Annotated in this window: 11 protein-coding genes; 10 read left to right on the top strand and 1 reads right to left on the bottom strand. The window is 46.2% G+C overall.

What is annotated here, in order from left to right:
* Positions 1–11: 11 nt before the first annotated feature.
* Positions 12–524 (bottom strand): helix-turn-helix domain-containing protein, encoded by a 513-nt coding sequence (locus tag NZD89_RS24590; protein ID WP_268005303.1) that lies wholly within the window; start codon positions 522–524, stop codon positions 12–14.
* A 205-nt stretch (positions 525–729) separates the two neighbouring features.
* Between NZD89_RS24590 and NZD89_RS24585 the strand changes: the two genes are divergently transcribed.
* The 10 genes from NZD89_RS24585 to NZD89_RS24540 all read left to right on the top strand — a co-directional run bounded on the left by NZD89_RS24585 (position 730) and on the right by NZD89_RS24540 (position 13,158).
* Positions 730–1,629 (top strand): C40 family peptidase, encoded by a 900-nt coding sequence (locus tag NZD89_RS24585; protein WP_268005302.1) that lies wholly within the window; start codon positions 730–732, stop codon positions 1,627–1,629.
* Positions 1,630–2,526: 897 nt separating this feature from the next.
* On the top strand, positions 2,527–3,483 hold the full coding sequence (locus tag NZD89_RS24580) for a D-2-hydroxyacid dehydrogenase (protein WP_268005301.1): 957 nt from the start codon (positions 2,527–2,529) through the stop codon (positions 3,481–3,483).
* Between the two features lie 648 nt (positions 3,484–4,131).
* A complete protein-coding gene (locus tag NZD89_RS29890) occupies positions 4,132–4,413 on the top strand; it encodes a phosphotransferase (protein WP_369125225.1) in 282 nt (93 codons plus the stop codon).
* Between the two features lie 10 nt (positions 4,414–4,423).
* The gene (locus NZD89_RS24570; protein WP_268005299.1) at positions 4,424–5,341 is read left to right on the top strand and encodes a phosphotransferase family protein; all 918 of its coding nucleotides are present in this window, start codon (positions 4,424–4,426) and stop codon (positions 5,339–5,341) included.
* Between the two features lie 205 nt (positions 5,342–5,546).
* Complete coding sequence (locus NZD89_RS24565) at positions 5,547–5,813, top strand: hypothetical protein (protein ID WP_268008642.1); 267 nt, start codon at positions 5,547–5,549, stop codon at positions 5,811–5,813.
* The gene (locus NZD89_RS24560) at positions 5,702–6,139 is read left to right on the top strand and encodes a class I SAM-dependent methyltransferase (RefSeq protein ID WP_268005298.1); all 438 of its coding nucleotides are present in this window, start codon (positions 5,702–5,704) and stop codon (positions 6,137–6,139) included. Before NZD89_RS24565 ends, NZD89_RS24560 begins: the two co-directional genes overlap by 112 nt.
* Before the next feature lie 377 nt (positions 6,140–6,516).
* A complete protein-coding gene (locus NZD89_RS24555) occupies positions 6,517–7,110 on the top strand; it encodes a GNAT family N-acetyltransferase (RefSeq protein ID WP_268005297.1) in 594 nt (197 codons plus the stop codon).
* Between the two features lie 317 nt (positions 7,111–7,427).
* Positions 7,428–8,630 (top strand): IS110 family RNA-guided transposase, encoded by a 1,203-nt coding sequence (locus NZD89_RS24550; protein ID WP_268005296.1) that lies wholly within the window; start codon positions 7,428–7,430, stop codon positions 8,628–8,630.
* 1,045 nt (positions 8,631–9,675) lie between these two features.
* Positions 9,676–11,862, top strand: a complete 2,187-nt coding sequence (gene bglX / locus NZD89_RS24545) for a beta-glucosidase BglX (protein ID WP_268005295.1) — start codon at positions 9,676–9,678, stop codon at positions 11,860–11,862.
* A gap of 279 nt (positions 11,863–12,141) precedes the next feature.
* Complete coding sequence (locus tag NZD89_RS24540; RefSeq protein ID WP_268005294.1) at positions 12,142–13,158, top strand: LacI family DNA-binding transcriptional regulator; 1,017 nt, start codon at positions 12,142–12,144, stop codon at positions 13,156–13,158.
* Positions 13,159–13,718: the final 560 nt, after the last annotated feature.

Genomic DNA, 13,718 nt, shown 5'->3' with positions numbered 1-13,718 from the left:
CTGTAGGGGGATTATGGTACAGCGATTCTATTCGTTTTTTTAGACTCAAACTCTGGATCATTTGATTCTTTCCAGGTCTTCGTATGCTGATATGTAATGTCCGCTTCATCCAGGATGACACGGATGGTTTCAATACTAATGGACTTCAAGATACCCTTTTGTTCAGCGGTTTCCTTGAGCTTAGATAATGACCACTGAGTAAACGGCAACCCCAGTGCTTTAGGTGGAATCTGGGCCAGTTCCGTGATATCTGCACGTTGCTCCTCGGTGAAGGTACGTGGTCTCCCGCCGCCGTAGCGTGGCTTGAGTGATTGAAAACCATCCTCATCGAACGCACGGATGATGTGCCTGATATGCTCTTTTGAGAGATGATACAGATCAGAGATTTCTGGAACTTTCATCTTTTGCGCGGACGCCAGTATAACGAGTGCACGTCGAACTTCTACAGAATCCGAGCTTTTACGGGCAATGCGTACTAATTTGTTGCCCTCTTGCGCTGTTAGTTCACGAACAAATATGCACACGATCATCACCACCCACGGTGACCATTCGCTATCGGGTGGATATCCCTTCCTGTTTGTCAAACTATGTTACCTGAAGGGGCACTAGTCGCGCACACAGCAAGCAGGCAAACGGGAAGTCGATTCACGTTTGTTTATGTGGATATTTCAAACGCACAAAGGAAAAACTCCCGTTAAGTTTAGAAATTTCTAAAAAGGTGGCTCTGCAATGCTGTTTGCCAAACTCAAAAAAACAGTATATTGGGGACTTAGTGCTGCCATGCTCTGGACGCTCTCAGGGTGTCAAATTCCAACAGGACAGAGCCAAAACAAAATTTCCGCACAAGTTCCGATTGCACAGAACGTGCAGTCGCACGATTTGGTGAAAGTCGTTCGTTCCGAATATCAGAAGAATCAACAACAAGTTGTCGTAAGCGTAAGTCCTGTCAAAGGTTCTGAACATGGCGAAGACATTATCGACCTATCCAGTCTTGAGAGTGTTGTCAATTTTGCGACCACGCTGTATCCGAAAGCGACCATCAAACACGTTCAGGTCGTAAACGCAAACACGCATCAATCCAATACGTTCAACGTGCCAACCGAACTCACCACACCTGAAATCGATCATCAGACCGCTCTGTCGCAAACGGGCGATGATGCGGTAGCCGCAATGGCGAGCATTCATTTGCCGCCAAGAGGCGTGACGATCGATTCAAGTATACGTCCTGTAGCAGGACTGACAGCAAGTCATCAGGCTAAAGTGAATGCCGTACTGTCTGTTGCACGAAGCAAGTTGGGCACACCCTACATTTGGGGGCATAACGAAGATCGCGGTCAGTACGGTTTCGACTGCAGCAACTTTACTGAATATGTTTATCATCACGCGCTCGGCTATCACTTCACCACCGCAAGCCGTGGTCAGTATTCGAGTGTTGGCGACCCTGTTCCCGTTTCACAAATAAGTCCTGGGGACTTGATTATTTTTGAACAAGGGGCGCATGTTGGAATTTACGTTGGCAACAACCAGTTTATTAACTGCGGTGGTGGACTTGGGAAAGTGGGGTATCTGAGTCTCTCTCCTGGAAGTTATTGGGGAAATCACATTTCAGCCGTTCGACGCATGTTTTAAAAAGACTCCGTTTTTCTGTAACGGGTTCCATTTCGGAGTAGAAGACAGAAAAACGCGTCGTTCAGTTGTACAGCATTATATTTTATTATGCAGGTTGCATACGGCTGGCTCGTGTATCTAAAGCCCCCGTTGATATGAACGACACCGTCAAGCCCCGTGTCGTGATGGGGTTGAAAGCCCGGACCGAAGGCAAGGTTCGTCGACGGTTGGCACACTGATATCCGTGGGTTGGTTACCACATTTCGTACCTCCGTCATGGGGCTGCCTCGGACTAGCTTCGTGCGTCAGGTTCTGGACCTTGCACAAACGGGGGACGAGGTTTCCCCGTACCGGATTCCTGTGCCTTCAGTCCCGACCTTCAACCCTAATTACAATTATTCTTTACTACAGTTCTTTTCCAAAACTTATACTGCAGTCGATGTCTCCATCTGCTGCTTTACCTCACAAGCAATGGCCCATATAAATCCCAGCAATTCTCTTGCCACTGAAGTGACGGCTACATTGTGATGCTTACCTCGAGTCATCCGTTCTTGCGGGACTAAGGGGCAGGAATGCTCCATAAGCTTCCCACCAAGAAATAAGGTGCATAATGCAATGGTTGGAAGAGGGTTACGATGTGACACGTTTATCCTGAGCCTATTTGTCGGGCGACACATGCAATCTTCTCGGGGTAGCCGTCATGTGCCTGCTCAATGGTGTGGATTTCACGTACGCGTCGGCCCAAGCGGGTGCCAAACTTTCGCAATGTCTCTCTCAGGGGCGGATTTCTTGGTATGATCTTTGTGGAAGAAGTCCGGCTGTAACACTATTTTCCACAATCTCCTTTCCGCCATCTTCAATCTTTTACTGTCGATGCTGCAACACTTATTTTCATTTGCAACTCAGGGAGGTTCACCGATGCCAAAACTTGTATTCGTCATGAACGTTGCGGAGGAGCACCTTGCAAAGGTCCGAGATGTGGCCCCTGATTGGGAGATTATTTCGGGGAAGGACAAGGATATTTGGCTCCATCATCTAAAAGACGCCGAAGTTGTCGTGGGATGGAACAAGGACGTCTTTAAGGAAGCTGTCGAATCTTCGAATGCGACTTTACGCTGGGTTCACAATTGGGGAGCCGGCGTCGATAAATTCCCGTTTACAGCCCTCAAAGAACGAGGAATTATGCTGACTAACTCGAGTGGCGTCCACGCGTATCCTATATCTGAGACGATTCTCGGGATGATGCTAGCACTTACGCGTCAGCTCCATATCTGCATACAGAATCAACAAACGAACACATGGCATCATGCAAACGCACAGCTTGAAATGCACGGCAAGACTGTTGTGATTCTCGGTACAGGGGCTATCGGCTCAGAAACCGCGAGACTTTGCAAAGCCTTCGGAATGCAGGTACTGGGTGTTCGTCGGTCCGATAAGCAGGCGGACTACTTTGATGAAATGTACACCTTCCATAGCCTCAAACAAGCGTTGGAACAGAGCGACTACGTGGTCAATACTTTGCCGCTGACTGAGGCAACCCGCCATATGATGGGCGAGTCTCAGTTCGCCTCCATGAAATCGTCCGCGTTCTACATCAACATTGGCCGAGGGGGCACCACCGATGAAGAGTCGCTGATTACGGCGATTCAAAACAAATCCATCGCTGGAGCCGGACTTGATGTCTTCTCCACGGAACCTCTTCCGGATGGCAGTCCCCTTTGGGAGATGTCAAACGTCATTATTACGCCGCATACATCGGGATCGACTGAGCATTACGACGCGCGAGTGATGGAAATCTTTCTGCCGAATCTGAAGGCGTACGTAGAGGGGAAAGATCCGGAAATCAATCGGGTAAATCTTGACCTTCAATACTAGACTCTCACGATTCAGCTTAACCTCACCTGAAGGTGAACGGAGGCGCCGTTGGGAAATTATCTATATGCGGTACGATAAAACAAAGGTACATGTTCTACCGTGTTAAGCGCTTGTCTCGCTGGCTTGGGAAGGATGTGTTATTCGTGTCAACTGCAAGCAACCACCACCTACGACTGTTAAACTGGTGGACCGATGATCCTGCTGATCCTGGTCATATGTTATTGGATGACCACGATGTCCAAGCTTTAGTGCAGCAGATTTCCCCGTGTGTTAAAGCCACCGATTTGGGCGGCACAATGAGCCTCAACGTAAGAATAGAACCTGAAGATCTCGTACTACGTGTTCATCAGCCATTCGTGTCTAGGCAACGTTTGATCTCTGTTCAAGCGCTTCGGTTGGGGTGTATGAAGCAAGGTTTAGTTGTCCCGATCCCTCTCAGTGTAAACGGTTTACCACTGTTACGGTGTAGGAATCGTTGGGCATAATTGGAGGAATATATCCAGCACAAAAGGCTCAAGCCGACGTTAGATTCGTATATTTGGCTTTTTCATCAAATGGGAGAACTCCACCGTACCACTCGATGTAACGGTGCCGCGTCCCTTGGTTGCCACGTACGCAACTCCATCCACTTTGTCTCGATGGCAGCGGATGACTGAGACCGCTGTACAAAGTGATTCACAAGCAACAAAGATCGCTCAGTTACTTGAACTCCTCGTTAGACGCCTCCGTCGTCAACGGGTTTCTTCGTCTGAGATTCCAGTTCAACTCGTACACGGCGATGTCCGACTCTCGAATGTGTGTCCAGGCGTTGACGGTACGACTGTGTTTTTCGATTTTGGATTTTCCGCTCAAAGACCGCGTGTCCATGATCTAGCGTACGCTTTGGCGTTTATGATTAATGTATGTTCGAATCGCCAACATCCGAAATGAGGGGCTATTGATGTCTAATGTAAAGCCGAATCTGGGTATGGAATCTACGAGTGCCTTTTTAGAGTCATATTTCGGTACCAAGGTGACTGAGCTGCAACTCATCACCAAAGGTGAGACAAGTCAAGCCTACACATTTCGCCATCAAGATGACGATTACGTGATACGGTTTAACCACTTTGAGGATGGTTTTCTTCGGGATAGTTATGCATTTGAAACACTTACGGCCTATGGTATACCCGTTCCACGCATCATCGATATCAACGAGTTCAACAACATGTTCTTTGCCATATCGGAACGCGTTCACGGCAACACACTTGATGCGTACAAGCCTGACCAAATCGAATTCGTGATACCGAGTTTAGTCGACGTGTTGATGAAGCTTCGCTCTGCGAATGTGGATTCGACGAGAGGCTACGGACCCATCGGTCATTCTGGTGACGGACTCTACCAGAGTTGGACTGAACACCTTGAAGCCTTTTTTTGCGAAAAGCAATCTGGCTTTTGGTACGGGTGGACAGAGCTGTTTGAAGACACTTTTCTAGAGAAAAGAGTGTTTGACGTCATTCAACCTCGCATGATGAAATACGCAACGTATTGTAATTCGGTTCGGGAGTTTGTTCACGGGGATTTGTCTTTAGACAACGCCCTTTCTGATGGTCAGTCTTTGACGGGTATTATCGACTGGGGAAATGCCAGGTATGGGGATGGTCTCTATGATGTTTCGTGGTTTCATTTTTGGACTCCCAGGTTTAACTTGCCGAAGAGATTTTTGCAGTGCTGCGAAGCACAAGGAATTGAAGTACCTCATTTTGAAGAGAGGATTCTGTGCCACACATATTCTCAAGGGCTCGATGCTTTGAGATTTTATGCGAAAACAGGGAGATTGGATGCGTATACACAAGTCCGTGACCATCTCTTATCTCTTTGAAATTAGAGGAAGGGGTGTATCATGATTGAAAACCCTTACTTGTTGTCATGAATATGACTAGTCCGTCCCGCTTTTATCGTTTAGCAGGCATCCCTAATGTTGCGTTTTGAACAAACGGGCAGGCTGATCCATTCACCTGTGCATGGATATACGCTGCGTCGCCCCAAGCGGGCAGTATAGTTCGATAAAAAAGGAGTGAGGAAACGTGCCTTCCGATAGTGAGCGGATAACATTGAGGCAGAGTTTTGATCGAGCTGCGGAACTGTACCAGAAAGCTCGTCCTGACTATCCCAACGAATTGTTTGACAGCTTAATCAATATCGCGAATTTGGAAGTTAGGGATCGTCTTTTGGAAGGCGGGTGTGCGACTGGCAAAGCAACGCTTACGCTAGGAAAGCGTGGATTTCCATTACTTGCCTGGAACTTGGTTCAGCGCTTGCGGCAGTTGCCCGCAGGAATCTTGTTGGAATGAACGTAGACGTTATAGAGGGCAACTTCGAGGAGTGGGAACCTCAAACGGCCAAATGCTTTGATTTGGTATTCACTGCAACCGCTTGGAATTGGATCGACCCTGAAGTTAAGTACGTCAAGGCATGGCAAGTCCTTCGGCGTGGCGGACACCTCACCTTCTGGAACGCGACCCACGTATTTCCTGAACACGAGGACCCATTCTTTCGTGAGATTCAAGACGTTTACGACGAGTTAGGAGTAGGGAGACCAAAAGACATTAATTATCCCCGCCCAGTCAACTGCAGGAGCACAGAAGTGAAATTGAAGCGAGTGGTCTATTTGACGTAGTTTGTATTCGGCACTTTGATTGGGAAAGAATCTATCATGTTGAGGAATACATCGATCTTCTAAACACGTTCTCTGGTCACATCCTCATGGACGACTCCAAACGAGACGTACTTTACAACGAAATCCGCGTTCGACTGAACAAGCGCCCTGCTAAGTCTGTTCGCCGCCACTGGGGGGCTGTGCTCCATGTCGCTCGTCGGCGAGATTAGCGTTTTGATATCAGTAATGTCTACTTGGACAATTGGAGGCGAAGACCCTACAATTCTGTGCATTGATTTTTGCATGAATATTCAGTTCCATCGGGTGACGGTTATTCAGTTCTCGGGCAGGAATACGCAATAAGGAATAGAATTTTTTCGTAATGCGGAGGTGCCATTATGAAACCTATTATTCTCGATGTACCAGAGCAGTTTGAAACAGAACGTCTTGTACTAAGGGCACCCAAATGTGGAGATGGAGTTATCCTCAATGAGGCAATCAGGGAATCATTCACATATCTAAGTGAATGGATATTTGACCATATCCCAGAAATTGAAGAAGCTGAAGAAACCGCTCGTAAGAGTTACGCAAATTTCTTTCTGCGTGAAAGATTTGAATTCTATATGATAAACAAGACTTCTGGAGAATTTATTGGAACTTGTATACTTTTGGGTATTCGTTGGGATGTACGTCGATTTGAAATTGGTTTTTGGATTAAGGAATCTGCCTCTGGAAATGGATATATGACCGAAGCAGTAAACGGAGTGACCAATTTTGCCTTCGAGCACTTTAATGCCAATCGAATTGAGATACGGTGTGATACCAAAAACATTGCTAGTCGTAGGGTTGCAGAACGATGTGGGTACCATCTTGAAGGCATCCTTATAAAAGACTACATGAAACCGTTCAACGGCTCTGACGAGCTTGTTGACACCTGTATTTATACGAAAGTTAGGTTGGAAGACGGTACGTGTGGATATCCAACTGTGTAATTTTATGAATCGACATATGAAGTAACAAATTGCAAAAAATGAGTTAGCCCTTGTTCTGTCAACGGGGGCGTTCGTATTATGAGGTCAGCCAGTCATCATTTCTGGTTGACCTCTCTTTGTGTAGAGGTTTTCATTGCGGTAGCCGGGTAGAACGTCCGGGGGCGTGGGTCGATGAACCCGTGAGCTAATCCGTTCACCCCCTACTTGTAGAAGCATGTTTGAGGCTGGTTGAGACATCGATCTCGTATCACAAGCGAAGCTATGAACTGCAAGATGGATAGGGGTTACCGGTATTACACATCAAAGGAGATGTTCACTTGAATCCAGTCATTGGTCTGGATGTGGCTAAAGGAGAAAGCATCGCTCAAGCATTCTTAGATAAAGGGACGCCTCACGGTAAACAGTTCACTGTCGTTCACACTCATGACGGTCTTGAAGACTTCCATCAGGTTTTACGGGAAGTCGAAGCAAAGTCAGGTCTGCAACCAACAATTATCCTTGAAGCGACTGGGCACTATCATGCACCGATCATTCGATTCCTAGATGACCAGAATTATGTGTATATCATGGTAAATCCATTGATCGCGTACTCAGCCAAGAAATCCAGTCTGCGTAAGGTAAAGACCGACGCGGTAGACGCTTACAGCTTATGCGAGCTCTTCTACAAAGAGGATTTTGAGCCCTTCAAGAAGAGGGGATTGCAACTGTTAAACCTACGTAGCCTAACCCGGCAGCACGCTGCGATAACCCGACTATCCGTTCAGACCAAACTACAATTCCAGGCTGTTTTAGACCAAGTGTTTCCCGAATACAAAGGAGTGTTTGGGGACTTATATTCCAAAGTCTCATTACGGACGTTACTGGAGTTCCCGACCGCTGACTCAGTGCTGAATGTAACGGAAGCAAAGCTGACCAAAAGAGTTTCAGAGTTATGTAAGAGTAGGTCGGAACGTTGGTCGAGAGAAAAGGCACGCGAAATCATTGCTGCCGCTACGCGTAACCCGTTCCGAAATGTTTTATTAGAGGGGTATCTGCTTAGTCTGAAGATGTACATCCAAATGATTCTTCAGTACCAAGAGCATCTATCCCACCTTGAAAAAACGATAGATGCCCTTGCCGAAGAGATTGAAGAATATAAGATTATCCAATCTATCCCCGGTGTCGGTGAAAAAATCGCGGCAACGATTATTTCAGAAATCGGAGAGATAGACCGGTTTAATCACCCAAAGAAACTCGTCGCTTTTGCAGGCATAGATCCAAGCGTGCACTCGTCTGGTAAGTTCACTGCAACCATCAATCGGATTACAAAGCGAGGTTCGAGCCGGTTACGACACACCTTGTATTGTGCAGTCGAATGCGGTTTACGGAAAACTCGCAACAAAAGGCTTAAAACGTTCTACGACAAGAAACGTGCAGAAGGTAAGCCTTATAAGCAAGCAGTGATCGCCTGCGTCAACAAACTGATTCACTGGATCTATGTGTTGCTAAAACGAAAGGAGCTTTTTGTAGATCTGAATTAGCATCCAAATTAAAGATATTAAAGTAAAACCTTCCATCAAGATAAGGAAGGTTCTTTGCCCTGCTCATTTTAATCTAACACATGTACACAAATTTTTTAATCGGTAATCTTGACAAGCTATTAGCTGGATTAGTTGAATAAGAGACCCATTGAAAAACTGTATAAACATGCACCTCCAATGAGTGCTTATCCAGTTTCTTAATCTATTGTCCTTGTCCATTCCACCACAAAATCCGATTACCCAAAAAAACACGGTTGGACGAGTTGCATCGTCGTAAAATCAATATGGCAGATTGCGTATGTCATCCACCTCGGCGACTAGATCGGCGGGAGATCGAGTACTCTAGGCAAAAGCAGAAGCCTATCTGGTTTTGGTCGAAGCTGCACGCAGGGGTTGATGAATCTGCGTGGAAAAAGATAGGATGTGTAGTTAGAACGAGTAACACCGTTCGTTGAAACATAACATGAGAGGTATCAGAAGAGCCTTCTCGGGAATTGCAGATCGAACGAAGTGAGGTATCACTAGATGGTGTAGGAATAGGACTCTGCAACAACCTTGGCTCTGCTATGGTGATGGCGAGACAGTCAAGGGTGTTTACCAAAGGGCATGGCCCCATGCTCGAAATCTGCTGAAATAATTTCTTGTCAACTATGAACGTAACACAACAAAGGAGAGATATATCAGCTTCAAGATTATGTTGCGAAGCAGTTGCCTTCAATTCCACTTGTAGAACGTGCAACATGGAATTGAACATAACGATTTGAATTACATTAGCTGGCCAACAGCCAAGAATCCGTACGTCGCTCCCTTTGCTGAACGCCCAATGAGGGAGATGCAAGCGTGCCATGCCTCACGCCAGTTAAGTAAGCGTGTCCATGAGGAGTTGTGTGGAGATTTTCCGATGCAAGATATCCTCGCTAAATAGAAGTTGGATTGACATTTATGTTGCTATACAGTATTCGCTAATTACCATACTAGAGTGTCTGCTCGTATGGTGCGCCCTATGTCAGCAGACCGAAGATATTACCGAATGAGGAGACTCGATATGGAGATAAATTACGTAAATAGTGTCTTTGAACAAATGACGCTTGAGGAAAAAATAGCGCAATTAATCCAATTGACGAGGGATTTTTATCAAGCAGATTCGAAAAAAGTTAGTCTCACTGGACCAATGGATGAAATGGGAATTAACAAGGCAGTAGTGCATAACAGTGGATCCGTTATAAATGCAATCGGAGCAAGAGACGTGATCAAAATACAACGAGAGCACCTAAAGAATAATCGCTTAGGTATTCCACTGTTGTTTATGGGAGATATCGTTCATGGATATAGGACCATTTTCCCGGTTCCACTAGCAATTGGTTGTTCGTGGGATATGGACTTAGCAGAAGCAAGTGCTGCTATTGCAGCGAGGGAAGCATCAGCTGCTGGGCTGCACGTTACGTTTGCGCCCATGGTGGACCTAGTGCGTGATCCTCGTTGGGGGAGAGTTATGGAGTCGACGGGTGAAGACCCATATCTGAATAGTTTATTTGCACGTGCATTTGTCCGTGGATTTCAAGGTTCTCAATTGAACGACAACACTCGAGTCGTTGCTTGCGTAAAGCACTTTGCAGCTTACGGGGCTCCGGAAGGTGGCCGTGATTATAACACGGTTGATATGTCGGAGCGACAGTTGCGTGAATCCTATTTGCCGGCTTATAAGGCTGCATTGGATGAGGGTTGTGAAATGGTTATGACGTCATTCAATACAGTAGATGGTATTCCGGTTACGGGAAATACACATTTACTGCGTGATATTCTTCGGGGCGAGTGGGGGTTTGACGGCGTTCTTATTTCAGACTGGGGATCTGTCAAAGAATTGATTCCGCACGGTGTTGCTGTTGATGAGTCAGAAGCTGCGAACAAGGCAATGCAGGCAGGGGTTGACATTGAAATGATGACACCGTGCTATGTAAATAACTTAAAAGAACTTGTCGAGAATGGTGCACTTGATGAAACCTTGATTGATGAAGCAGTACTTAGAATTTTGAACCTAAAGCACAAATTGGGGTTGTTCGAGAATCCATATCGAGGCGCAGATGAGAAGCTTGAACAAGAAATATTACTCTGTGAACCACATAGACAGGCAGCGCGTGAGTTGGCGGCGAAATCCTGTGTTCTGTTGAAAAACGAAAACGTATTGCCGTTACAAAAGCATCAAAAAATCGCGTTGATTGGCCCTTTCGCACAGAATAGTGATATTTTGGGTCCTTGGTCTATTTACGGTTCCCAAACAGAGGCAGTACAACTATACGACGGTTTAAAAGGCAAGGTTGATCCATCCCAACTTTTCGCCGCTAAGGGTTGTGATATTCAAACCGGGACACATGAACAGGTGGAGGAAGCTGTTCAAACCGCACGTGAAGCTGATGTGATTGTTCTTGCGTTGGGAGAGAATTCAGAAATGAGTGGGGAAGCTGGCAGTCGCGCGGATATTCGTTTGCCTAATGTACAACTTGAGCTGATTGCCAAATTGAAACAACTGAACAAGCCGATGGTGGCCGTATTATTTAATGGTCGTCCACTTGATTTGCACGGGGTGATTGAAAACGTAGACTCCATTTTGGAAGCATGGTTTCCTGGTACAGAGGGCGGGTCAGCAATTGCCGACATATTGTTTGGAGATACGAATCCATCTGGACGTTTAACAATGTCTTTTCCGTATTCGGTAGGACAAATCCCAGTTTATTACAATCATTTTAATACAGGACGTCCTAAGAATGCTCCTCAAGCTCAAGAACGCTATGTATCCCAGTATTTAGATATTCCTAACGAACCACTTTTCCCGTTCGGATTCGGCTTAAGCTACACAACGTTTTCTTACGGTGAAGTAAATTTATCCGCAGAATATGTAACCGAGGAAGAACCATTGATCGTTTCTGTCGAAGTGACGAATACGGGACGGGTTGAAGGTGAGGAGGTTATACAACTTTACATACGCGACATGGTGGGAAGTGTGGTTCGACCTTTAAAAGAACTAAAAGGTTTTCAAAAGATTTCGTTGCGACCGGGGGAAACCAAGAATATCGAGTTTCGAATCACGGTAGATCAACTTAGCTACTACCACCCAGACCTACAGTATAAGAGCGATTTGGGGGCATTTTCAGTATTCGTCGGCCCAAACAGCCGAGATGTAAGTGCTCTCCGCTTCGAACTTAGAAACTCCTCTAGTGACTGTAGTGCAAAATAGACTGTACAGTTCGCCGTGATTCGCTTGCGATACAAAAATAACGGCGCCGCCTAACAAAGGTAGTCGTTAGTCTAGCACTTTATCGGAGTGTATTCGTAGTTTCTGAGACAGATTCAAAGTGCTGATGAACTTGTGGATCGTGAAGATGTTTTTGAAATATACAATGGTTACAAATTGTGCAGGAGATTCTGCCGCGTATGGAGTTCTCTCTTGCTTGACAGGACTATCGCTATAGAATATATGTATACCATATTGAAACGTTTCGGAACGGAGAATACGATGGCTACGCTGAAGGACGTTGCGAAATTGGCTGGCGTATCCATAGGTACGGCGTCAAGCGCATTGAATAGACACAGTGGGGTCAAAGAGTCCACGCGGAAAAAGGTGCTGGAGGCAGCTTCACTGCTGAATTATAGGCCGAATGGAGCTGCAAGGGATCTCAAGACCCAAAAGACCGATACGATTGGGGTCTTCCTGCATGATTTGGCAGGGCCATTTTATTCAGAGTTAATTAGAGGAATTCAAGATGTTGCAGATGAGTACGAGTATGCCACTATTGCAAGTAGAGGAGGGAAAGGGAGAAATACTTCATGGACTCGACTCTTCGTAGAGGGGAGGGTGGATGGAGCGATTGTCTTGGATCCAACTGTACCGGATGAAGTAATTCGGTCAACGGTCGGTCCGACTCTTCCGATCGTTTTGTTGGACCGTATCCTTGATGTGCCTTATTGTCTACATGTCGCAGCCGACCATGAGGGTGGGGCTTATGAGGTGACCAAGCATCTTCTGGAGAGTGGGATACGCAGGATTGCCTTTGTGTCAGGTCCTTCGGATTCCCATGACAGTAATTTGAGATTCCGAGGGTATAAGAGGTCTCTCGAGGAATTTGGAATTGAGTTGGATCACAGCCTGATATACCGAGGTGATTTTACAGAAGGAAGCGGTGCGTTAGTTGCGAGAGCCATGTTGTCACGAGACGATTTACCCGGAGGCGTGTTTGCGGCGAACGACGAGATGGCTTTGGGGTTCATACATGGTTGTGAGTCGAGTGATATTATTGTGCCAGACCAGATTGCAGTTGTCGGCTTTGACGACATTATCGTCGCTTCATATGTAAATCCTGCATTAACAACGGTCAGACAACCAATGTACGAACTCGGGGTGGTAGCCGCTCGAAATCTGTTTCGAACGATACGAGGAGAAAAGGATATCTCCCCCGTCATATTGCCGACACAAGTGATTATACGTGACTCGTCAAAGGGGCACGTCCGAACATTTGGGAGTGTACATGTCTAGGAGCTTCGTGATCGCTCATCATGTTTCCCTCATCTTAGCAATTCCGACGGAGTAATGTGAAAGCTGATTTGGCGTGTAATCTACTTTGTCATTGATATATTTCAATGACAAGTGTTAGAATGACAAGCGTCAACTGAATCGTTTCAATTTTGGCTGTGTAAGCGGTGTCTGTTCAATGAGGTTTAAGAACGTTTCGGGTGACAGAGTTGTCCGCTCTCGTGGATGTGTAAGCGCTCCCTGGCCAATTTGAGTTAAGCGTTTCGGGTGATAGAGTTCCTCAGTTCACAGTGCCTTGTAAACCTCGAGTTTAGCATGATAGCTGAGTGCGTGGAGAGAAGGTTGGATAGGTAGCTGTTTGGACGGTTGCGATTTTTCATGAACGGCGAGGGTTATCTGTTGAAACTTTCCGAAACGTTTCAAAATAGTAAACGCCTCGACGATTAAGCATTCGTTTTCTGGGTTAGTAAGACTGGAGTTAAGAAGGTTCCTTCATTGACAAGGAGGTGGTGTTCCGTAGTTGGGTAGCAAAGTGCAATCGCCCTATCATTGGTACTTATTAA

Source organism: Alicyclobacillus fastidiosus, from assembly GCF_026651875.1.
Classification (GTDB): domain Bacteria; phylum Bacillota; class Bacilli; order Alicyclobacillales; family Alicyclobacillaceae; genus Alicyclobacillus; species Alicyclobacillus fastidiosus.
Note: the sequence above shows the minus strand (reverse complement) of the source record. Positions and strands in the feature narration are given on the sequence as shown.